At 45.1% G+C, this 21,968-nt stretch carries 22 protein-coding genes and 1 other RNA gene; 4 read left to right on the top strand and 19 right to left on the bottom strand.

What is annotated here, in order from left to right:
- Positions 1-63: 63 nt before the first annotated feature.
- The gene (locus AYW75_RS04485) at positions 64-1,980 is read left to right on the top strand and encodes a putative bifunctional diguanylate cyclase/phosphodiesterase (RefSeq protein ID WP_067095969.1); all 1,917 of its coding nucleotides are present in this window, start codon (positions 64-66) and stop codon (positions 1,978-1,980) included.
- Positions 1,981-2,084: 104 nt separating this feature from the next.
- Here AYW75_RS04485 and hisC read toward each other — a convergent pair whose 3' ends face one another.
- The 3 genes from hisC to prfB all read right to left on the bottom strand — a co-directional run bounded on the left by hisC (position 2,085) and on the right by prfB (position 5,894).
- Complete coding sequence (gene hisC, locus AYW75_RS04480; RefSeq protein ID WP_067031715.1) at positions 2,085-3,143, bottom strand: histidinol-phosphate transaminase; 1,059 nt, start codon at positions 3,141-3,143, stop codon at positions 2,085-2,087.
- Between the two features lie 114 nt (positions 3,144-3,257).
- Positions 3,258-4,760, bottom strand: coding sequence for a lysine--tRNA ligase (gene lysS, locus AYW75_RS04475; protein ID WP_067095967.1), 1,503 nt, complete (start codon positions 4,758-4,760; stop codon positions 3,258-3,260).
- A 38-nt stretch (positions 4,761-4,798) separates the two neighbouring features.
- Positions 4,799-5,894 (bottom strand): peptide chain release factor 2 gene (gene prfB / locus AYW75_RS04470; RefSeq protein WP_156490806.1). Its coding sequence is split into 2 segments (ribosomal slippage): positions 4,799-5,821 and positions 5,823-5,894, totalling 1,095 coding nucleotides; the frame shifts between segments, so codons are not numbered across the junction.
- A gap of 143 nt (positions 5,895-6,037) precedes the next feature.
- Here prfB and AYW75_RS04465 point away from each other — a divergent pair.
- From AYW75_RS04465 to AYW75_RS04455, 3 genes are all read left to right on the top strand, one after another.
- A complete protein-coding gene (locus AYW75_RS04465) occupies positions 6,038-6,331 on the top strand; it encodes a cell division protein ZapA (RefSeq protein ID WP_067095963.1) in 294 nt (97 codons plus the stop codon).
- Between the two features lie 123 nt (positions 6,332-6,454).
- Positions 6,455-6,632: non-coding RNA, 6S RNA (ssrS, locus tag AYW75_RS04460), on the top strand.
- A gap of 7 nt (positions 6,633-6,639) precedes the next feature.
- Positions 6,640-7,212: a 5-formyltetrahydrofolate cyclo-ligase gene (locus tag AYW75_RS04455; protein WP_067095960.1), complete on the top strand. Its 573-nt coding sequence runs from the start codon at positions 6,640-6,642 to the stop codon at positions 7,210-7,212.
- A gap of 35 nt (positions 7,213-7,247) precedes the next feature.
- Here the strand turns inward: AYW75_RS04455 and gspM are convergent, their stop codons facing one another.
- The 16 genes from gspM to kdsA all read right to left on the bottom strand — a co-directional run bounded on the left by gspM (position 7,248) and on the right by kdsA (position 21,953).
- Positions 7,248-7,760, bottom strand: coding sequence for a type II secretion system protein GspM (gene gspM / locus AYW75_RS04450; RefSeq protein WP_067095955.1), 513 nt, complete (start codon positions 7,758-7,760; stop codon positions 7,248-7,250).
- Positions 7,757-8,905: a type II secretion system protein GspL gene (gene gspL / locus AYW75_RS04445; protein ID WP_156490805.1), complete on the bottom strand. Its 1,149-nt coding sequence runs from the start codon at positions 8,903-8,905 to the stop codon at positions 7,757-7,759. The genes gspM and gspL overlap by 4 nt, the downstream gene beginning before the upstream one ends.
- An 8-nt stretch (positions 8,906-8,913) precedes the next feature.
- A complete protein-coding gene (gspK, locus tag AYW75_RS04440; protein ID WP_067095949.1) occupies positions 8,914-9,894 on the bottom strand; it encodes a type II secretion system minor pseudopilin GspK in 981 nt (326 codons plus the stop codon).
- Positions 9,891-10,514 (bottom strand): type II secretion system minor pseudopilin GspJ, encoded by a 624-nt coding sequence (gene gspJ, locus AYW75_RS04435; RefSeq protein WP_067095946.1) that lies wholly within the window; start codon positions 10,512-10,514, stop codon positions 9,891-9,893. The genes gspK and gspJ overlap by 4 nt, the downstream gene beginning before the upstream one ends.
- Positions 10,511-10,900: a type II secretion system minor pseudopilin GspI gene (gene gspI / locus AYW75_RS04430; protein ID WP_067095943.1), complete on the bottom strand. Its 390-nt coding sequence runs from the start codon at positions 10,898-10,900 to the stop codon at positions 10,511-10,513. Before gspI ends, gspJ begins: the two co-directional genes overlap by 4 nt.
- On the bottom strand, positions 10,881-11,363 hold the full coding sequence (locus AYW75_RS04425) for a prepilin-type N-terminal cleavage/methylation domain-containing protein (RefSeq protein WP_067095940.1): 483 nt from the start codon (positions 11,361-11,363) through the stop codon (positions 10,881-10,883). Before AYW75_RS04425 ends, gspI begins: the two co-directional genes overlap by 20 nt.
- Complete coding sequence (gene gspG, locus AYW75_RS04420) at positions 11,363-11,824, bottom strand: type II secretion system major pseudopilin GspG (RefSeq protein WP_082856390.1); 462 nt, start codon at positions 11,822-11,824, stop codon at positions 11,363-11,365. Before gspG ends, AYW75_RS04425 begins: the two co-directional genes overlap by 1 nt.
- 40 nt (positions 11,825-11,864) lie before the next feature.
- On the bottom strand, positions 11,865-13,064 hold the full coding sequence (gene gspF / locus AYW75_RS04415; protein WP_067095935.1) for a type II secretion system inner membrane protein GspF: 1,200 nt from the start codon (positions 13,062-13,064) through the stop codon (positions 11,865-11,867).
- Between the two features lie 2 nt (positions 13,065-13,066).
- Positions 13,067-14,575, bottom strand: coding sequence for a type II secretion system ATPase GspE (gene gspE, locus AYW75_RS04410; RefSeq protein WP_067095931.1), 1,509 nt, complete (start codon positions 14,573-14,575; stop codon positions 13,067-13,069).
- Between the two features lie 105 nt (positions 14,576-14,680).
- Positions 14,681-15,976, bottom strand: coding sequence for a conjugal transfer protein TraF (locus AYW75_RS04405; protein WP_067095921.1), 1,296 nt, complete (start codon positions 15,974-15,976; stop codon positions 14,681-14,683).
- 167 nt (positions 15,977-16,143) lie between these two features.
- Entirely contained in the window at positions 16,144-18,039 is a 1,896-nt protein-coding gene (gspD, locus tag AYW75_RS04400; protein WP_067095919.1) for a type II secretion system secretin GspD, read from the bottom strand.
- A gap of 10 nt (positions 18,040-18,049) precedes the next feature.
- Entirely contained in the window at positions 18,050-18,883 is an 834-nt protein-coding gene (locus tag AYW75_RS04395) for a type II secretion system protein N (RefSeq protein ID WP_067095917.1), read from the bottom strand.
- A 103-nt stretch (positions 18,884-18,986) separates the two neighbouring features.
- Positions 18,987-19,730, bottom strand: coding sequence for a hypothetical protein (locus AYW75_RS04390; RefSeq protein WP_067095915.1), 744 nt, complete (start codon positions 19,728-19,730; stop codon positions 18,987-18,989).
- A 9-nt stretch (positions 19,731-19,739) separates the two neighbouring features.
- Positions 19,740-20,510 carry a 3-deoxy-manno-octulosonate cytidylyltransferase gene (gene kdsB / locus AYW75_RS04385; protein WP_067095914.1) on the bottom strand — a complete coding sequence of 257 codons (771 nt, stop codon included), beginning with the start codon at positions 20,508-20,510 and terminating at the stop codon, positions 19,740-19,742.
- A 1-nt stretch (position 20,511) separates the two neighbouring features.
- Positions 20,512-21,096, bottom strand: a complete 585-nt coding sequence (locus AYW75_RS04380) for a KdsC family phosphatase (RefSeq protein WP_067095912.1) — start codon at positions 21,094-21,096, stop codon at positions 20,512-20,514.
- The gene (gene kdsA, locus AYW75_RS04375) at positions 21,096-21,953 is read right to left on the bottom strand and encodes a 3-deoxy-8-phosphooctulonate synthase (protein ID WP_067095909.1); all 858 of its coding nucleotides are present in this window, start codon (positions 21,951-21,953) and stop codon (positions 21,096-21,098) included. The genes AYW75_RS04380 and kdsA overlap by 1 nt, the downstream gene beginning before the upstream one ends.
- Between the last annotated feature and the right edge of the window lie 15 nt (positions 21,954-21,968).

The following is a 21,968-nucleotide window of genomic DNA, read 5'->3' as shown; positions in this document are numbered from 1 at the left end:
TACTATTTAATATCGCTATAATGGTGAGTACATCTACTCATAGGTCAAGTGGAAGGAGTGGACTTGCAAAAATTTGAGGATTTCTGTCTTAACAGCATACAAAATCCTGTATGGATCTATGACGTTCAAAATTTCAAAGTATATTGGGCTAATAATGCAGCCTTGAATCTTTGGGAAGCCAATGACTTAGATGAACTCATAAGTCGAGATTTTAAATCAGGAAGTTCCGATGCTGTTACTCAAACACTGCTTGGCTATTTAAATGACTTTGAGGCAGGAAGAATCATAGACTGTTGGTGGCGCATTTCTCCAAAAGGCATCGATAAACAAGTATTTATGCGGTTCAGCGGCATAGAAATTGAAGGCAACCGTACAGCAATGCTCGCCGAGGGGATCCATTCAGAAATACTAAATCGTTATGTTGGTGAAGTCGGAAAGAGCGCTATTTTAGGCCTATTTGATAATGACGGTCATTTGCTCAGTTTCAACCCTCCATTCAAAGACCAATTTGGCCACGAAATACAGACATTTTCTGATCTATTTTCCAAAGAAATTGATCTTACATCTTTTGTTTTCTCAGAAGAATCCCTGTTCGAGAATGATTACTTATTGTCCACCAAGAAAGGGAAACGCTGGCATAGGTTAGAGCTTAGCAAAGACATTTATGCGAAAAGTGTCATTGCTACATTGAATGATATAAATGAACGTAAAATAAGCGAGTTAAAATACGCCCATGCTTCTATTACAGACTCGTTAACAGATTTACTTAATCGCCGCGGATTACAAAATAAGCTGAAGAAAATCCATGGTCTACCCTACACTTTATTCTATATTGATCTTGATGGTTTTAAACCCATTAATGACAGCTATGGGCACTCCGTTGGAGATTCCTTACTTGTAAAAGTCGCTGAGATCTTACAGAACTCTATGCATTCAAATTCTGTCTGCGCCCGCTTGGGAGGTGATGAATTTGTGTTAATCATTCCTGAAGATTTACCAAAACAACAACGTGAGACTATCGCTCATAAGTTAGTGCAGAAGCTATCTTCACCCATGCAACTGGATGATATACACCGTACCTTAATTTCAGCGAGCATCGGGGTTGCACACAACCGCGACAACATAACGGATGACCCCTTACAAGTACTCATCTATGCTGATGCGGCACTTTATGTGGCTAAACGGAGCGGACGAAACCGATTCATAAGCTACATTCCAGGCATGGAGGACCATCAACTTAAGCGCAGCCTCATCATTAAAGAACTACAAAACGCCATTGAAAACAACCAACTAAAGCTTCACTATCAACCCATTTATAAAACCCCTAATTCAAATGCAGTCGGATCAGAAGCATTGCTGCGATGGGAACATCCATCTCTTGGGCATATCTCACCGCTTGAAATTATTACTGCAGCAGAAGAAACAGGCCATATTGCTGTTTTAGAAAATTGGGTTATTCGTCGCGCATGCTTAGATTTAGCAGAACTAAAAATACTCTACGGTGAAAATTTTTCCATCGGCGTCAATATTTCTGGCGCTCATTTAACACAACTGAATTTTGTTGATGACATTAAATCAGTTCTAGAAGAAACCAAAACCAACGCAAAAGATATTGTTCTAGAGTTAACTGAAAGCGTACTAGTTAGCTTTTTAGAAAGAGGCCGTAATACACTCCAGGAACTGTGTAATTTAGGATTCGTTTTTGCTATTGATGACTTTGGTACTGGCTACTCATCCCTTGCCTATTTGAGCCAAATCCCTGCGAGCTTTGTGAAAATAGACAAAGCTTTTACTAATAATATCGAGAACGACCCTCACACCATTCGCTTCATTCGAGACCTTTGCCAAAACCTCAATATGGAATGCTTAATAGAAGGCGTGGAAACACAGGAACAAGCATTCCAATTGGATGCGCTGGGCATTCGTTATCGACAAGGTTATTTTTACGCAAGACCCGCACCGTTAAGTCAATTAACTTAACTTTTTTCTAGCAGAAACCATCGAACTCAATATTCATTAATTGCGCTTTAGCACAAAGTAAATAGACAACCGTAAATGGATATCGAGTTCGATAGGGTCGACCGTTACATTTCTTTTAACCTAGCAACTAACGCCGCCATTTCAGCATCCGTACCAATCGTAATACGTAAGAAATCTCCGATACGAGGTTTGTTACCAAAGTAACGCACCAAAATACCCTGCTCTTTTAGACCTAAGTACAATGACTCCGCTTCATGTTCAGGATGCGTCACAAAGACAAAGTTCGTCGCTGATGGCAAAACTTGGAAGCCTAATGCCTCAAGCTCAATTGTCGTCCATTCGCGTGTTGCGACAGTCTTTTGACAAATTTCTTCCAGATAATCCGTATCTTCCACCGCTGCTGTCGCGCCGGCTAGTGCAATACGATCAACAGGGTAAGAGTTGAAAGAGTTCTTTAAACGCTCTAAACCTTCAATTAACTCTGGCTGAGCAATGGCATACCCTACTCGTATACCCGCTAAGGCACGCGACTTCGACAAGGTTTGCACGACCATGAGATTCGGATACTGGCCAACTAACGTAACAGCACTTTGCGCACCAAAATCCACATACGCCTCATCAACAAGAACGACAATATCAGGATTCGACTGCAGTACTTTTTCAATGTCCGCTAACGGCAATGCTTTACCTGTCGGTGCATTTGGGTTGGTAATGACAATGCCTGAAACATCCAGATTTTCGTAGTCACTTGGCACCACATCAAAATCATCGTTCAGCGGCACGATATCTGGGGTAATGCCATATAAGTTCGCGTACACCTTATAAAAACTGTAGGTGATGTCTGCAAACGCTAACGGTTTACCACCAGCAAAGTAGCCCATGAACGCCAGCGCCAGCACTTCATCAGAGCCATTGCCGACAAACACATGATCCGCATCTACCGAATAAGTCTTTGCCAACGCATTTTTCAATGTTTGGCAATTTGGATCAGGGTATAAGCGTAACTTTTCACTCACCTGATCCTGCATCGCGGCCAACGCTTTAGGGGAAGGACCATACGGGCTTTCATTGGTATTTAGTTTAATGTATTGCTTATCTTGTGGCTGCTCGCCTGGCACATAAGGGTCCAGTGATGCAATTTTATCCGTCCAAAAGCGACTCATTTCAACGCTCCATTTTTTAAAAATTTAACCATTAAGAAGTTTTTAAAACCATAAAATAAGGCCTCAAAAGAGGCCTTATACAAAATCAAACGTGTGCTACGTGAGACGCCTCAATTAGTCCTGAGGGCGCATATGAGGGAACAATAGCACATCACGAATCGATGGCGAATCGGTAAACAGCATCACCAGACGGTCGATACCAATACCTTGGCCAGCGGTTGGCGGCAGACCGTATTCCAACGCATTGATGTAATCAGCATCGTAATGCATCGCTTCATCATCACCCGCATCTTTTTCTTCCACCTGACGGCGGAAACGCTCAGCTTGGTCTTCGGCATCGTTAAGCTCCGAGAAGCCATTAGCGATCTCACGCCCTCCTACGAAGAATTCAAAACGATCGGTAATAAACTCATCATGGTCATTACGACGTGCCAGCGGTGATACTTCTGCAGGGTATTCTGTAATAAACGTCGGCTGAATCAGCTTGCTTTCTGCCGTCTCTTCAAAGATCTCTGTCCACAACTTACCAAGGCCCCAGATTGGCTTCACGTCAATATGCAATGCCTTCGCAACAGCGGTCGCTTTTTCAACCGTTGAAACGTCATCCGCCGTTAGCTCAGGATTGTAGTGCAAGATTGCTTCAAGCATGGTCATACGTGTGAATGGCGCACCGAAGTCAAACTCGTACTCACCGTACTGAACAACCGTTTTGCCGAGAACGGCTTCTGATACTATACGCAGCATCTCTTCCGTCAGATCCATTAGATCTTTGTAATCCGCATAGGCTTGGTAGAATTCGATCATAGTGAATTCTGGGTTATGACGCGTCGATACACCTTCGTTACGGAAGTTACGGTTGATTTCGAAAACACGTTCAAATCCACCGACTACTAAACGCTTCAAATAAAGCTCTGGTGCGATACGTAGGAACATGTCCATATCCATCGCATTGTGGTGGGTTACAAACGGACGTGCCGATGCACCACCAGGAATGGTTTGCAGCATAGGTGTTTCCACTTCCATGAAACGACGATCTTCTAAGAAGCGACGAATAGTAGAAATGATTTTCGAGCGTACTTGAAACGTATTGCGAGACTCTTCGTTTACAATCAAATCTACGTAACGCTGGCGATAACGCATTTCCATATCAGCCAAGCCATGGTGCTTATCAGGCAATGGACGTAACGATTTTGTCAGCAACTCAACAGACTGCATGTCAACGTAAAGGTCGCCTTTACCGGATTTATGCACTGGACCAGTTACGCCAATGATGTCACCCAAATCCCAGCTTTTGATGTCTTTCAAAAGCTCTGGATCAAGCGCTTTACGGTTTACATAAGCTTGAATTTGACCACTCATATCTTGCAGCAGCATAAATGCTCCACGGTTACGAACGATACGACCCGCAATGCTCACCACGTGGTTCTTTTCTTCTAACTCTGGCTTTTCTAGCTCAGCGAACTCAGCTTGCAGGTCAGCAGCGTAGGCATCACGGCGAAAGGTATTTGGAAAAGCATTACGCTCTTCACGAATGGCAGCCAACTTAGCGCGACGCTCGGCAACTAAACGGTTATCTTCAGAATTTACGCTGGTCTCGTTTTGAGTTTCGTTAGACATGATTTTGTAAGGTACTCTTGTCAAAAGGTTTTAGTGCACTAAAGGCCTTGTTTAAGGCTCGCCACAATAAATTGATCTAAATTGCCATCAAGTACGGCACCCGTGTTGGAGCTTTCCACACCCGTACGCAAATCCTTGATACGAGAGGCATCCAATACATAAGAACGGATTTGGCTTCCCCAACCGATATCAGACTTGGTGTCTTCTAGCGCTTGAGCGGCTTCCGTACGCTTTTGCATTTCCATTTCGTATAATTTCGCACGCAACTGTTTCATCGCGAAGTCACGGTTAGCATGTTGCGAGCGTTGGTTTTGACACTGAACCACAATACCAGACGGTTCGTGTGTGATACGTACCGCGGAATCGGTCGTGTTCACGTGCTGTCCACCAGCACCTGACGAGCGGTAGGTATCAATGCGCAAGTCCGATGGATTAATATCGATATCAACGTTGTCATCAATCTCTGGAGAAACAAACACCGATGCAAAAGACGTATGGCGACGATTGCCTGAGTCAAAAGGCGACTTACGCACCAGACGATGAACACCTGTTTCAGTACGTAACCAGCCGAATGCATAGTCACCTTCGAAACGTACCGTCGCTGATTTGATGCCTGCGACTTCACCTGCGGAGACTTCGAGCAGCTCCACTTTAAAGCCTTTATCTTCACCCCAACGCAAATACATGCGCAGCAATATATTGGCCCAATCTTGTGCTTCAGTACCGCCCGAACCAGATTGAATGTCTAAGAATGCACTGTTCGGATCCATTTCACCGGAGAACATACGGCGAAATTCTAGCGCAGCCAATTGCGTCTCAAGCTCTTCAAGCTCAAGTTGAACGGCGTCAACTGAGTCTTGATCGTCTTCTTCAACGGCCATATCCAATAATACAGATGCGTCTTCAACACCCGCTTCCAGATTATCAATCGTGGAAACAACACCTTCTAATGTAGAGCGCTCTCTACCTAACTTCTGTGCGTAATCTGGGTCGTTCCAAACATCAGGATCTTCCAGTTCACGGTTCACTTCTTCTAGTCTTTCTTTCTTTGACTCGTAGTCAAAGATACCCCCGAAGTACCTGAGTTCGTTCGGAAAGGTCTTTTATCTTTGAAACAATCGGATTAATTTCCATTTTTTCGTCAATTTACTATAAATTTAGGGTGGATTTAGCGAATCATCAATTGTAACGAATTTACCAGCGGCATAAAATGTTATTCGTTGCGAAAATAGCGGAAATTCAACTCACTTAACACTTATCTAGCTGTCGGAGATCCTATGGAAAAGCCAACTGTTGCTGTCGACATTCTGGGCAAGCCTTTCAATATCAACTGCCCGAAAGGTCATGAGGCAGAATTAAAAGAAGCCGCAGAATATCTGAACACCCAAATGCGTGAGCTTCGCGCAAGTGGCAAGGCGGTCGGTCTTGAAAAAATTGCTATTATTACTGCTTTAAATATTACTCATGATTTGCTATCAAGTCGTCGTTACGCTCGTTCTAATGAGCAGCAACTTCGCGAGCTAACATCACAGCTGGATTCGGCTCTGGGCCAACAGACAAAAGTTAGCTAATAGTTTTGATCATAGGTTTTGCAGCGTTTAGCAAGCATTTTGTTCACGAAAATTCTTCAAGTAATACCCCACTCCACAAGATTCTTAGGGTGATTTTTCATATCGTCTCCCCTATACTGGCGGTGTTTCCTGGGTTGTTCGGAACGGCTTAACGCCCTTGAGCCTATGAGTATACCCCCGGAAAGATGCTGTAAGTTCGGTGAGCATGTCCGTGCGTCGGAAAGCCTAAAGAGCTTCAGCTATTTCCACCTTGAACCACTGGGTTCAAGGCCAATAGTCGAAACGGCAACTTGGGAAACTCTTTTTTTATGTCTTTAGATCGTCAAACGCTTCGTAAATCGCTTCGCCTACTACGCAACCAACTCTCCGACACAGAACAACAGTATGCTGCAGATGCTTTGCAACAAGAGTTCTTACAAGCCTTAGCCCAATTTCTACCGACATCAGCCAATATTGCCCTGTATCTCACCAATGATGGTGAAATTTCACCAAGCAGCATATGTGACTGGTGCTGGCAAAACGAAATAAACGTCTATCTTCCTGTACTCGATGGCAAAGCACTTGTGTTTGCCCGTTATGACAAACACAGTCAATGGCAAAAAAACAGCTTTGGCATTCTTGAACCTGTCGACCCAACACCGGCTACCGGAGCGGATATGGACATTGTGCTAATGCCATTAGTAGGCTTTGATGTCCAAGGTGGGCGTCTGGGCATGGGCGGCGGTTTTTATGACCGCACCTTCGAGAACAAGGCTGAACGGACTCATTTAATTGGTTTGGCACATGATTGCCAGGAAGTCGAACAACTACCAATTGAGTCTTGGGATGTACCGCTAAGTGGTATTTTAACGCCTAGCCGCTATATTACCTGCTCAAACTAACCAAAGAACAGCTTTCTTCTTTATGAAAGACAGGGCTAGTCCAACGTGATCCGTAAGCTGACTAGCCCTGACTCGATTTTTTCTATTTGCATACTTTCAATACCTACCCGCTGCTCACCCAGCGCTTCGAACCATGCTGACAGAATCGTAAATGGCACCCGCGACGACCACACCTGAATGCGCCCTTCTCTTTCCACCTGAATGCGATCCGCTACAAAGCCCGCTTGGTTTGCTGTTTGTGTTAATACATTGCGTAATGCATTTGTGTCACGATCTTCTAATTCCTGCTCAGATCGAGCTTGAGCCAGCACCTCGGCACTCATTACAAGGCGCTGGTATTGGTTTTGAGCAGTAGACAATCGAGTGATCGCTTGCTGATGAGCCGCTTGAGAAGGTTCAATGATCGTATAAAAAACAATCACTAAAACAAATACAGATACCATAACAAGAATAAGAAGGCGCTCTCGTGCGCTTCTAGCTTGAAAAGAAATCATCATGCGTTGCAGTACAGTACTCTGCTGCAACTGTTGAACGAACCAGCTTTTCACCTCGTCACTCCTTGTACACGGTACACACCCAAGTATTGCTCACCTTGTCGCGCCCATTGAACCAATTCGATCGAGACATTTTGCTGCACTAGAAGGGTTTGTACACGCTCTAATTCAGTTCGTGACGCAGCTAACCATTCAAAACGATACACTTGTTGACGCAGTGACACTTGCTGTAAACCGGACTCAATATTCAACACCTTTTGTAAATCACCAAGCTTGCCGAGAAGCTCGTAAGCAGACCACTGCGCTGGCTGGTTTTGTTGCTGTGAAGCTTGTAGTAAACGCGCATCCAACTGTCGTGACAAATTCACAACACGCCCAGCGTCCGGGACCAGACTTAAGAACAGTTCATTAGAAGCTTGTTCAACCTCCAACGCTTGTGCATTTATTTCTTGCGTAGCGAGCTCACTATTCAACCATTGTGCAGTCAAAGCGACCACGACCAACCCAGCCGCCCATTGCCAACGGGAAGCCGTGATCTTTGCTTCCTCAGTGATTTCTTCTGTTTCACCAATACACCATCGTTTCCACTGTGCTTCCTGAGCCAACGCCTCATTGATACAGGTTAAATCATAGACTTGGCTGATCGTTGCTGAGGTGTGAGTCTCCGACAGCTCTTCAGGTAGCCAGCACAGTTGACTCTGACTGACATCAAAATGCTCGCCTAATACTTCGGCGACACCATTTTGAGCTTGAAGTGTGAGTACAAATTGTAGTGGTAATATGACCGCTCTAGTGCTGCCAATATTATGTAACTCTGCTTGCCAATCCGCCAATAGCGACTTATCCATCGTCAATGCCCAGATCTGATTGGGACTGTCTGGCACCCAGAAAAACGCTAAAGACTCAATCGGTTGCGCTAAATAAGGTTCCATTAAATAAGGTAGCACCTTGTCCATATGCCGACGCTGATGTTTGGTCACAACCAACTTACGAATGTGGAAACGATGATGCGGAGGAAACAAAAAAACACGTAAATCACTGTTTTTGGAAGCCATTTCTTGATACAACGCTGCCATCTCAGTATTAGATTCAACCATTCCTTGCTGTATCATTTTTTGGCCATCAAAACACCACCAGTCATACACCCAATGGCCATGACCTAAATGCGTTTCGCGTAGCTGAATCATCAATCTTTGCACAACGTCTCTCAATCGTTTGGTAATCGTATTTGTTCGTTTACTAAAGCTTTCGATAATACGTCAAAGGTAATAAAGGAGCGAGATAAAGGCACCACGATCCCCGTTTCTTCATTCTGCTTAAGTACTGTTCTTAGATAACGCTGGTGTGACCCATCCTTTAACGTAACAAACACGTCAAGCGTACCACTTTGTACGCGCCAATCTTCCGTTCGTAATGTTTGATCTGCTAATATTGGCCAGTTGATTAATTCTTCAATCGAACTAAAACCCGCCGAGGCAATACGTGCCTCTAACGCCTGCAGTTTTCGCTCGGTCAATTCGGGAAAATAAGCACGCAATAACGGCGGTGTTAATCGATTGATATTGGTAGCACTACCTTGTGGCAACACACACACATAAGGCATCAACCTAAGCCAAGTTTGCTCAGGTACCGGTAGTAACCGTAACTCTGAAACATCAGCCAAAGGCGAATCTGCCGTTCGATAGGCAGGTTGCAACCCTGCATAGTATTCATCCTCATGACTCGACGCTGCACTCAACACTTGATCGCTATCGACCCAATCTTTAACCAAATACACCCACTCATCAGAAAGCAATAACTCAGACGACAAGCGCAGTAACCGGTCTTGAACAAGTTTGGAACGATTAGCGTCAGCCAGATCATTTAGATTAATACAGGCTTGCCGATCTATCATATTCACTTGTATAGGCACGTCTTGTAGCACAAACTCGTGTGTCGCTAAATGCCACGGGCGACTTGCATCCGGTGGCACCAGTCGGTCCGATTCAAGCAACTGTTGGACAAGCCACGTCGATGCCCATGCCTCGCCAGCCAATAATCGGTGGCGTACTTTCATGTCTTCTTGAGTTCTCGATACCACTGCAACACTTTGCTCGACGTGACCCAATATCTGAATAGACAAGGTCGCTACAACAGCAAACACCATTAAAGCGACCAGCAATACGACGCCATTTTGAGAGGATTTCATTGCTCCCCCTTTCGCTGCGTTGTTAGGCCACAGGGTAACTCAAATAAGCGCGTTATAACCCCAAATCTAGGCGTATCTAAGTTTATACGCAGCGCTATTGCTATAGACGAACGCTCTTGTCCTGGCAGTGAAGAGTTGATTGGCCATTGTTCATACCACCCCTCTGTCGTAAGCACCTGAACTGAAAAACGAGTCGATGGTGTTAACTCTTGTATTTGAGGCGTGGAGCTCTCTACTTGATCTAATACTGACCAGACAACTCGCTGCAGTCCATTATTGACGACTTGATACGTGACCCGCTGTAGCTGTGACTGCGCCTTATCAAGCGCATTCGAGTGCCCTAACTGAGTAAAGCTTAGCGCTTGATCGGCGACCACCAAACTTGGCACAGCCTCACCCAATTCGCCTCGTACTGGTTTGCCAATAAATTGTGTGACATCTCTTTCCAGCCAGTTCATCGCTCGGCTGAGTTGATTAAGCTCCTTCGTATGATCAGCAGTGGCGTCCGACATCCGAACAGACGTTCCGAGAATTTGATAACCAACACCGCCCATCACCGCAGTTATAAACACCACCACCAGTAGCTCTATCAGGGTAAAACCACGCTTATTACACATCATGGTATTAATGCCTCGCGTGGTAGAAAAGACTCTAAACGATACAGTGGTTGATCCACATCCGATGGGTAAAATACTGAAACCTCGATCGTTTGCAGAAACTCAGTCTGCTCGACTGCCAACGCGCGAGTAAGAAAACGTAACGTTCCTTGCTCAGTCCATGCGTCGCCTAGCTCTAAGGGTTGCCCTAATCGAACAGCTAAACGCAGCTCAGTCGCTCGGTCTTCAGCAACCCAAGCGGCCAGTATTTTCTCGGTTAAATATTCACTTTGCTTCGTCCCAGTATCACTGGTCTGCATTAACACCAAACCCACAGATGCTAAAATAACCAGCGCAACCAGCACTTCGATTAAAGTAAAACCAGTAACTTTACTCCATCGAAAGAACATTTAAGCCATCTCCAACGACTGTCACTTGTTGATCACCTTCTAAGACTCGCCAGCGAAAGGGCAAATACTCCCCTGATTCTAGAACGAACAAGGCCATTGGCACCGACACATTTACTGCCTGCTGTGCATCACTTAAACTGGTTTTGTTATATGACAACTCATAGTTCAACTCATCATTAAACGTATACACCACCTCAGCGGGTCGCCATGTTCCTGTAACGTTTTGCCATAATACAAGCTGCTCCTGATCCACCTGTAAAAAGGAGGTTTGCCGAGACATCCATTGCTGATCAAAGACACGCTGTAAGGTTTTCCGCAACGAATGGGCTTCGCTATTAGCACGATTGTTTGCAGCAACCCCAACCAAATTAGGCGCTACCAAACTGGTCATTACCGTTAAAATCACCAGCACTACCAGTAACTCCAATAAGGTAAAACCTTGCCGCCCACTTTTAAGTGACACTACAGATCTCGGCTACTGATATCTGACGCGTCCGCCTCGCCACCATCGCGGCCATCCGCTCCCAATGTCACAAGCTCGTATTCACCTTGAGCACTGGGGCTAATGTAAAGAAAATCAAAACCCCAAGGATCTTGAGGCACACTTGGTAAATACCCGCCTTGTTTCCAATTACGCGTCTCTGGGTACCCCGTGGGGCGATTAACTAACGCCTGTAACCCTTGTGCTGTAGATGGATATTGACCGTTATCAAGCTTATATAAGTCCAGCGCCGAGACGATATTGCGTAATTGAGTTTTAGCAACCGCCACCTTAGCGTCATCCGAACGCCCCAAAATATTTGGAGCAACCAGCGCCACCAACAAACTTAAAATTGCCGCAACGACCATTAATTCAAGTAGCGTAAAACCAGCCTGTCGCTTCGCAGCTAAGGAGTGTTTACGATGCTTCGAAACCATTTTCATGGATGCCTTCCTTTGTTCTTTTTCTGTATTTGAAACTGCATTAGTTCAACAGCTGATTCATATTCATAATAGGCAGCAAGATGGCCATCACAATCAACATGACGGCCGCCCCCATAATCAACAACATGAGAGGTTCAAACAGTGTAATAAAGTTATTCATCTGATATTGGCTTTGTTCGGACTGTTGCTTAGCCGCTTTATCCAACATCCCCGCCAGCTCGCCACTGCGCTCGCCACTGTCAATCAGTTGCATCATCATAGGCGGCACTAACTGCGTCTCTTTTAGCGCTTTTGTTAACGAGACACCTTCTTTTACTTGTACCTGAGCACGGCCTAATAAGAATTGCACTGAATGGTTGAAGACAATCCGATTAGCGATCTCCATCGCATTCACTAATGGCACCCCACTTCTAAACAGCATAGCCAGCGTCGACACATAGCGCGTCATAGAACTCACACGAATCATCCTGCCTATAACAGGCAGATTAAATAACATAGCATCACGACGATGCCTAAAACGTTCATGACGTAACAACAGCCGATAACTGACCAAAATAATAACAAGCCCTACAAGAAGACTGTCGCCCCATGTAACGACCCAGTTACTCAGGGACATCATGCTGATAGTCAAGGTCGGTAAATCGGCTTTTTGGCGCTCAAATACGGCGACAATATCCGGCATCACCGAGCCTAACAAAAAACCGACGATCGCAATGGCCACTAGCGTTAATAAAGCAGGGTACAAAAGCGCCGATTTTAGTTTTTGCTGATTGCCCTGTTCGCGTTCAGAGTGCTCGGATAATTCCAACAAAACTGTAGCGAGCTTACTTGATTCTTCACCAGCCTGAACACTGGCACGAAACAACATTGGAAACGCTTTAGGATACGTATCTAAGGCTTGCGCTAATGAAAAACCTTCCAGTACACGTGCCCGAATGGCTAACAACATGGAGCGAATATGACGCTGCTGGCTTTGGGCTGCCACCCCTGAAATGGCTTCTTCTATCGGCAACCCAGCATCGATTAATGTTGCTAACTGGCGAACTAGCAACGCACGCTCTCGAACAGACAAACGGCGCTGAAATACGAGCCGAGCACTTGGCTTGGCATTATGAAGTTCAAGTGGTAACAATCCTAAGTCACGCAGCTTTTGCCGAGCGTGACGCTCATTATCCGCTTCCAAAACGCCTTTCTGCTTGGCGCCTGATGGCGCTAACGCACGATATTCAAACACCGCCATGACTAATGCCCATCGCTGCTTGTTGCATCTGGATTTAAGATATCCCCGCTGTGCTCTGATGTCACACGAAGCACTTCCTCTAACGAGGTTAACCCTTGGCATACTTTATCTAAACCATCTTGTCGTAAACTTGGGCGAGACTTTCGAATTAGCGCCTCAAGCTCATACTCCCCAACACCATTGTGGATCAACTGCTGGAGCTCCTGACCGACTGGTACTACCTCATATACACCAAGACGTCCGCGGTAACCTTGATGACACTGGTCACACCCTTGAATGTTCGCCGCATAAAGGGTCGAAGGCGATACATGACAATTAAAATGAGTCAGGTTGGCCTCATCCAACGAGGTAGATATTTTGCATGCGTCGCATAAGCGACGTACCAGACGTTGTGCCACAACACCTACCACACTAGAAGACAACAGAAAGCTTTCAACGCCCATATCTTGCAAACGTGTAATCGCAGCAATCGCACTATTGGTGTGCAAAGTAGACAACACTAAATGTCCCGTTAAAGACGCCTGAACGGCAATGTCCGCTGTTTCGCGGTCACGTATTTCGCCGACCATCACTACATCTGGATCTTGACGTAGAATTGCCCTCAACCCACGAGCAAAAGTCATATTTGCTTTAAGGTTAACTTGAGTCTGCGCCACCCCTTCTACGTGATACTCAATGGGGTCTTCAATGGTCATAATATTATGATGGCCATTGTTTAAGTGATTCAACGCAGAATAAAGCGTAGTCGTTTTACCGGAGCCAGTGGGTCCAGTGACTAGCACAATGCCGTTTGGACGAGTGATTAATTGTTCAAGACATGCTTGATCCGCTGACGACATCCCCAAATGTTCTATGCCCATTTGCCCAACACGTTTGCTCAGGAGCCGCATCACCACTCGCTCACCGTAGGCAGAGGGCAACGTCGATACTCGTACATCTGTATCTTGCCCTGAAATTCTTAATAAAATTCGACCATCTTGAGGCACGCGTTTTTCGGCAATGTCCAACTTCGCCATCACTTTAATTCGCGATATCAGCATGGGCGCTAAGGCACGTTTCGGGGAGATAATATCTTGTAACATGCCATCAATACGGAAACGCACTTTCAGCAACTTTTCATAGGTTTCTATATGAATATCCGAGGCACCGTCTTTCAACGCTTCGCTTAGGATCGCATTGATTAACCGAATAACCGGAGCATCCCCTTCTCGCTCAAGCAAATCTTCACTTTCAGGAATCGACTCAACCATGCTCTCTAAGTCATAGTGATCATCAAAAGCGCTTACATTGGCTAACGTTTGCTGGCCTTCGTGCTGGTAATACTGCACCACAAGGCGCTCAAAGTCTGGGCCTTCTAAGAGGGTAAGATTGGGCGCTGACGGGCTCAAGCGAAGTGCTTCGTTAATCGCCGCAAGGGAAGAGGTTGCTTTATAAGCCAGAGTCAAACCGCTTTGTGACTCATAAAGCAACACACCGTGTTCTTTTACAAAAGCGTAATTGAGCGTAAGCAAGAGTTAAACCTTAGTGGTGCAGGGAGCACACTTAGTAAATATTTATACCATGCATCTCCCTGCTACTGAGATATAAATGCAGAATTTATACCGCTAAACACATTCTTAAAATGCGCTTTCAATCCCAGCACTAAAGTAAAGACTACGTGGCTGCTCATCACCATCAATCTTGACTTTTTCAAGCCCATAAGCCAAATCAAGATTCAGACGTTTAAACAGTGTTGCACCAAACATTGCATAGCTAAGTTCAGAGCCTGTCATATTCTTTTTATATCCCAAACGAACCGCAGGAATAAAAGAACTCTTACTATAATATGAAGTAGAAACCGTTGCCCACTGGTATTTATCGCCCACAAGGTCAGCGACTTCATTTAATTCATAGCTTGCTGCTAGAGACAACTGTCGATTAAAGACATGAGTCGCTGCTTCAACCGTAAACTGACGCTCCATGGTGTACTCTTCTTTAAGAGACAAGTCGCCCTTTTGGTTAAATTCGAGTGCTGCATTACAGCTTGGTTGGTCAACTGGTAATTCAGCAGAGCAATTACTTGGTAGTTCAGAATAAGCAAATGTTGGCTCATTTAAGTTGGTACCTTGAATACCTACTTGATAATGTTCTGATGCCCAAATAGCCCCTAGATCTAAACCGAAATCCATGCTGGTTTCTTGTTGTTCTGAAAAAGCATCTGAAAAAGCATCTTCTGTATCATCATTGGTTGATTCTAGGTGTAGTAAAGCCTTACCCAACGTCACACTGTGAGCGTTTAATTTACCACCCAACACCAATGTGCCAGCATCACTACTATAAACAGCATCTGAGTAGCCCAACCCAAGATTCAAATCAACGCCCGACTTAGCGTACAAAGATGAATTTGTTTCCAGCTTAAGTGCTACTAGGTTGATGTCTATATCGTCATCAAGAAAATGTGCTTTTGCAACAGCTGATACAGATAAATCCAACATAAAAGTGCCGCCATTATCTGTTTTGTAGATAATAGGAAATACTGGAATTGGAGTTCCCATCATTACTTTAAGGTTTGCATCTCTACCCATTTGCGCAATCAATTGATTAGCCTGGTTTTGCAAAGACAGAGCTTGAGCAACGGACGTTACTTGCACATCTAAAATTTTATCAAGCTCATCAATTTTATCTTCTAGCGAGTCAACTTGTCCTACCTCGTAACCAAAACCAATAGGACCAACGATTCCCGTGCGAAAGTTATCCTCTTCTTCTGAGTTAACCATAAAATATGAAGCAGCAGGATTACCCAAAGCTGTCGTTAAAGAAGCTGGATTAGCACTTGAACCAAGAGTAAAGCTGGAACCAAAAGGTTGAGAAACCGGGGCAGCAAAAACTGCACTACACGCCAAGCTTCCTGCAATAATTAGCGTTTTTTTCATTGTGTAACATCTCCGAGAAAAATGAAAAAAGGGAAGCAATAACATAACTTACGTCGTCCACTTCCCTAGTACGTCGAAATAAGCACACATATAGTACATTTTTTTTGCTTAATTGACACTGCGCTGACATTAAATTCGATGTAAGATGTTAATTTTACTTATAAAAGCTAAGGCTCTTTGTTAGTACTGTAGGGGGCATCGAAACGATCATTTAGTGCCTCTGGACGTGATACCGGAAACCCTTGGGAGATTTCAATACTGCGAAATGCATTGAATTTATCATCCGTCACCTGCTGCATATCTTGCTGAGACCGTAGAATGGTTGGACGAATGAATACCAGCAAATTTTTCTTTTGATTCTCATGAGAAGTACTGCGAAACAAAGCGCCGATGACAGGTAGATCCCCCAACAATGGTACCTTCTGCTGTACTTCTATGACGTTATCTTCAATCAACCCACCAAGCACGATAGTGCGACGATTGCCAGCGATCACGGTGGTTGAAATTTCTCGTTTCGTGGTAATCGTACCAAGCGAACTGGGCTCTGCTGATGCGGCTTCAACAATCTGTAATACTTCCATACGGACTTCATCGCCGGCATTAATATGCGGTGTGACTTCTAACGTCAGACCTATGTCTTCACGGGTCGTGGTGACGAACGCATTACTACTACTGTCGGCGTAACCACCAGTTTGAAACGGACGGGTCTCACCCACTAGGATTTTAGAGGTCTGGTTATCGAGCGTCATGATTTTGGGTGTCGAAAGCAAGTTAGCATTAGAGTTACTTTCAATGGCCTGCAAAATGCCCGCTAAATTTAAGTCGCCATTACTGTTAAAGCGGATTCCTGCTGCTGTTAAACCATTACTCAACGTCGGACGCCCTGTTGCTATCCCCGTTGCAATCTCCGTAATACTATTTCCAGCGGCATTAAAATTTGTCCCAAAGACAGGGGAAGAGGAATCCGACACATCACCGAAAAGCCACTGAAATCCAAATGCTTCCGCATCATCCATGGTCACTTCCGCGATAATAGCTTCTACCAATACTTGCGCACGCGGCACATCCAATTCTTTTAAAACAGACTGTATATCAACCAACACATTAGGATTTGCACGGATGACTAAGGCATTCAAGTCCTCATCTGCTTTAACATAAATAGTTTGGTTCGCACTGCCTTCCGTCAAGCCATTTACTCCCATTAAGCCACTGATTAATTCAGCCGTTTTTGGCGCGTCCGCATAGCGAAGCGGAATAACAGATAAGCGACTGGAAGATTTTGTTGGCGTATCCAATTGTTGAATCAATTGAGCTAACGACTCAATATCTTCTGCTTCCCCCTTGAGTACCATACGATTGGTACGATCATCTGCGATGACTTTGGTACTGAGTATTGCAGAGGAAGATTGTTTATCAGAACCGATAGAGCCGCTATTAAGCTCAGTCAGTAAATCTAAAATATCATTTGCCCAAGCATGATTAAGACCTACCACTCTAACAGCACCATCATTGGAATTATCCAATCGCTCAATCAGCGCCTCTAGCTCACCAATATTATCGGCGTGATCACTGATAATCAGTGCATTGACGCTGTCTACAGCCGCAAGGTGACCGTACTGAGGGATCAAAGGACGTAGAATAGGTACCAATTCCGAGGCTGTCGCCTGCTTCACAGGAATCATGCGTGTAACCAACAAGCCCCCGGCAGCGATGCCTTGACTATCAAAATTCACACCGCTCTGTTTAGCAATATTTTGCGGTACAACTTTTACGCCATCGGATGTTTCTACCGCAGCAAACCCATGCACACGCAACACCGACAGCAAAAGATGGTACACCGCCTCTTCGCTCAGCTCCTGACTGGAAATAACACTGACTTTACCTTTCACTCGAGGATCGATAATAAAGCTTTTACCCGTCATTTTTGACACTTGCTGAATAAACACACCGATGTCAGCCTGCTGTAAATTCACTTGCCACGTTTGCGCCACGCTGATACTTGCTCCCAGAGCAATCACGCAAAACCAAGCCGTAATGAGTTTTCTAATCGCCAGAGGCACCATGGTTTATCCTTTAGTGGGTTGAAACATTCATAATGAAGCGCTTGCCTTTGCGTTCAACTTCAACACGCAAACTTTCAGCGTTGCGCAACGTTTTCATTGCCTCAACACTCGGTGTCGCATCATTCAGTAATACGCCATTTACCGACACAATTTTATCGCCTGGTTGTAAACCAAATTGACTCAATACATTACCCTGATTTAATTGATACCCTTCACTCGTCATAGTGACGCCTACGTCCTCTAGAAACGCTTTTGGCTGATCCAAAAATGCTTGGGAGGCTGACTTCCATCGTTCTTCTGCACTTTGTTTTCCCGCTATCACGACATTCGTTTGATGACTTTCATCAACTAGGGTTTGCTGAACAGTATCAGTACTCACAAATAACGCATTATTAGGATCATCGTCAGATGTATTCACTAAAAACAACGACTCCATTTTCCCTGCACGATCAATCACGACATAATCATCATAAACTCCAACTAACCTTACACCTGGCATGAGTTCTGCACCGACATCATAAGTAGCATCAGAAACACTAGGCGAACGTATTATTGCAACGCCATCGGTTGGATCTTGACTTGGCAACACACCCACTAAAGACAATTTAAGCTGGGTTGGCTTTAGTGCTTGTTGTGCAATAGGAACAGCACCAAATAATTCAGCGTTCAGCTTTATTGCAGGGGAATCTAATGCTGACGTGACATTTGAAGGAGTAGCCAATGAAAAAGCCGTTGCCGGAAAGTACCATCGAGCAACACTTGCACCCACTGCAACAGCGATAGCTGTTACAGCTGCAAGAATAATTAGCCTAACAGCATATTTTTCAACAGATTTCCAAGGCACAAGTACAACCTAATGAAGGTTTAGAGGATGAGTTGCCCATTATACTCAACAAATAGGTAATATAATGCAAGAAAATCGCACCTAGGATTTCATGAAATGATTATTACCTTAGCTCATTCAAGGGCCGTACTACAACAAATGCCGGATACTCTTTTTTTCCAGGCCAACGTTGACCCAGAGACTCGATCAGTTCTGGCATTACAGTCACTTCTAATGCATGAGTCGATAACAACTTTATCTCAAGCAATTCACTTCCCTGCAAAGAGCGCAGTGAGACGACAGGTTCTTGCTCTGACAAATAGCCATGCAATTGCCATTGCTTAACTGGTGCTTCAATCTCTCGATTTCCTGCTGGGTACCGGATGTTCCCTTCAGGCCAATTGGCCTGAACTTTAAAAGCATCAAAAGTATGATCTTGCCAAACATAATCACTGTACCAACGACTCACGGTGATGGGTTGACCAGACAGTTCTATCCCCTGCTTTGCTAGCACGGGGTTTAAAGCGCTTGCTTGAGCACTTAGGCCCTCTATCCAAAGACTTAAACCAGACAGTTCAGGCTTAAATTTGCCATAGCCCATTATTTTCGGATGATTAAGTTGCCACGAGATGGGAGACAAAAAACCAGCAGTGGTCCAGCTTAACAAAGCAGGTTCTTTTAAATAAGGAACGGACAATGCTGCGCGGCCAGACCACCAATGACCAGAAACTTGCATCAAGCTAACGCCCTGAGGCATTAGCCCACGCAGCTGAGGCGACCAATAGTGCAGAGGAACATACAGTCCAACCGCCAAGAAAGCGACCAAGACAAACCAAACTGCAAGCAATGCGTATGTCTTGAATCTCACAAGTTACTCCTACTGCGAAGACAGTTTTTGAGTCAGCGCCTGAAGGTCTTCTGGTGTATCCACACCATGCGGTGGAAGCTCTTGTGTAACCGCTACCTGAACCTTAATTCCTTGGTGTAGGAACCTTAGTTGCTCTAGTTTTTCCCACTTTTCAAGTGGCGACATCGGCATGTGGGCGTAGCGATCAAGCAAAGACACGCGATACACATACAGACCCACGTGGCGCAGAGCCGGATAACCATCACTGATAACGTTAGGTTCTTGAGCAAAGCCATCGCGATCCCAAGGCATGGTGGCACGACTAAAATACAAGGCGCGGCCTTTGGCGTCACATACAACTTTCACCACACTTGGATTGAAGATATCTTCTGGACGATGAATGGGACACGCCACGGTCGCCATTTCAGATTCATCATCTTCGGCAAGGGCACGAACTGCATCCTGAATCAGCGCAATCGGCAACAGTGGTTCATCGCCTTGTACATTAACAACGATCTCATCGCCAGACCATCCCTTAAGCATAGCGACTTCTGCCAGACGTTCAGTACCGTTTTCATGGTCGTCTCGTGTCATCACGGCGTCCGCACCAAACGCTTTCGCCGCAGCAAAGATCGATTCGTGATCGGTGGCAATGGTCACCGACTCAGCACCTGCTTTAAGTGCCAGCTCATAAACCCATTGCACGACTGGCTTGCCTGCCAAATCAGCCAGCATTTTCTGCGGAAATCGCTGCGATGCGTATCGCGCCGGTACGACAATATGGAACGGAGGTAAATTCATATTACTTTTTCTCAAATTCAGGCCGCTTGGCAAGCTCATAAGCCGCTTCAAGGTCCATTCGTGTCGCTAGAATTAAGTCAGCCACTTCTCGAGCAACCCCTTGCCCACCCGTTTTATGTAAGCAAATATCACAATGGCGCTGCAAAAGAATATGCGCATCGTTAGGACACAAAGACACACCTATTTTCGGCATCACTTGTAAATCAATGACGTCATCACCCACATAAGCCACTTGCTCGGGCTCAAGCTTTAGTGTTTTCATCAAATCATCAAACGCTGCTGCTTTATCATGACAGCCGTAGTAAACGTGTTTGATGCCAAGATCCGACATTCGCTTACGCAAAGGTGCAGAGTCTTTTGCGGTAATCACCGCCACATCTACACCCCACTGTGGCAACAGTTTCAACGCTACACCATCTTTGACATTGAAGCGTTTAATCATCTCGCCGTTGCCATCAAAGTACAAACCACCGTCCGTCAACACGCCATCCACATCAAAAATGGCCAGTTTTAAAAACGGCAGTTTTTTCATCAACACATTGCCTTGCTCAAGCTCTGCGTATTGCGCTAGAAACTGCGTATCCATTAGGCACTGGTATCCAACGTTTCAAAGGTTTTAACCAGCTCATCAAGCTGCTTAATCTGCTTCAAGAAAGGCTCTAACTTGTCTAAAGGTAAAGCACACGGGCCGTCACACTTAGCATTGTTTGGATCTGGGTGTGTTTCAAGGAACATGCTTGAAAGGCCTAATGACATACCCGCACGCGCCAGTTCAGTGACTTGCGCTCGACGGCCATCAGCTGAATCTGAACGACCACCAGGACGTTGTAACGCATGGGTCACATCAAACATCACCGGAAACCCAAATTGCTTCATTTCACCAAAGCCCAGCATATCAACCACTAAGTTGTTGTAACCAAACATAGTACCGCGCTCACACAGCATTAGTTGATCGTTACCAGCCTCTTGGCACTTGGTCATGATGTGCTTCATTTCATGCGGCGCTAAGAACTGTGCTTTTTTGATATTAATCACCGCGCCGGTTTTCGCCATTTCAACCACAAGATCAGTTTGACGAGATAAGAACGCGGGCAACTGGATTACGTCTGCGACTTCAGCAACTGGCTGACATTGTTCATTCTCATGAACGTCTGTAATCACCGGCACATTAAATGTGTCTTTTATTTCTTGAAGAATTTTCAAACCTTCTTCTAGGCCAGGACCACGAAATGAATTGATAGAAGAGCGATTAGCTTTGTCAAAAGACCCTTTAAACACATAAGGAATACCAAGCTTTTCCGTGATTTTGACATGCTCTTCCGCCACTTTCATCGCAAGGTCACGAGACTCGAGCACATTCACACCACTGAATAATACGAACGGTAGGTGGTTTGCAACTTCTACCTTGTCACCAATGCGAATAATTTTGCTGGTTTCAGACATACTCTGGAGTTCCTT

It is taken from the genome of Marinomonas atlantica, assembly GCF_001639725.1.
In the GTDB taxonomy this organism is placed as follows: Bacteria; Pseudomonadota; Gammaproteobacteria; order Pseudomonadales; family Marinomonadaceae; genus Marinomonas; species Marinomonas atlantica.
Note: the sequence above shows the minus strand (reverse complement) of the source record. Positions and strands in the feature narration are given on the sequence as shown.

Excerpts from the sequence above, each read along its gene's own strand:
- hisC (WP_067031715.1), bottom strand. The coding sequence starts at position 3,143 with ATGAGTCGCTTTTGGACGGATAAAATTGCATCACTGGACCCTTATGTG.
- lysS (WP_067095967.1), bottom strand. The coding sequence starts at position 4,760 with ATGTCTAACGAAACTCAAAACGAGACCAGCGTAAATTCTGAAGATAAC.
- AYW75_RS04465 (WP_067095963.1), top strand. The coding sequence starts at position 6,038 with ATGGAAAAGCCAACTGTTGCTGTCGACATTCTGGGCAAGCCTTTCAAT.
- AYW75_RS04455 (WP_067095960.1), top strand. The coding sequence starts at position 6,640 with ATGTCTTTAGATCGTCAAACGCTTCGTAAATCGCTTCGCCTACTACGC.
- gspK (WP_067095949.1), bottom strand. The coding sequence starts at position 9,894 with ATGAAATCCTCTCAAAATGGCGTCGTATTGCTGGTCGCTTTAATGGTG.
- gspJ (WP_067095946.1), bottom strand. The coding sequence starts at position 10,514 with ATGATGTGTAATAAGCGTGGTTTTACCCTGATAGAGCTACTGGTGGTG.
- gspI (WP_067095943.1), bottom strand. The coding sequence starts at position 10,900 with ATGTTCTTTCGATGGAGTAAAGTTACTGGTTTTACTTTAATCGAAGTG.
- gspG (WP_082856390.1), bottom strand. The coding sequence starts at position 11,824 with ATGAAAATGGTTTCGAAGCATCGTAAACACTCCTTAGCTGCGAAGCGA.
- gspF (WP_067095935.1), bottom strand. The coding sequence starts at position 13,064 with ATGGCGGTGTTTGAATATCGTGCGTTAGCGCCATCAGGCGCCAAGCAG.
- AYW75_RS04405 (WP_067095921.1), bottom strand. The coding sequence starts at position 15,976 with ATGAAAAAAACGCTAATTATTGCAGGAAGCTTGGCGTGTAGTGCAGTT.
- gspD (WP_067095919.1), bottom strand. The coding sequence starts at position 18,039 with ATGGTGCCTCTGGCGATTAGAAAACTCATTACGGCTTGGTTTTGCGTG.
- kdsB (WP_067095914.1), bottom strand. The coding sequence starts at position 20,510 with ATGAATTTACCTCCGTTCCATATTGTCGTACCGGCGCGATACGCATCG.
- AYW75_RS04380 (WP_067095912.1), bottom strand. The coding sequence starts at position 21,096 with ATGGATACGCAGTTTCTAGCGCAATACGCAGAGCTTGAGCAAGGCAAT.
- kdsA (WP_067095909.1), bottom strand. The coding sequence starts at position 21,953 with ATGTCTGAAACCAGCAAAATTATTCGCATTGGTGACAAGGTAGAAGTT.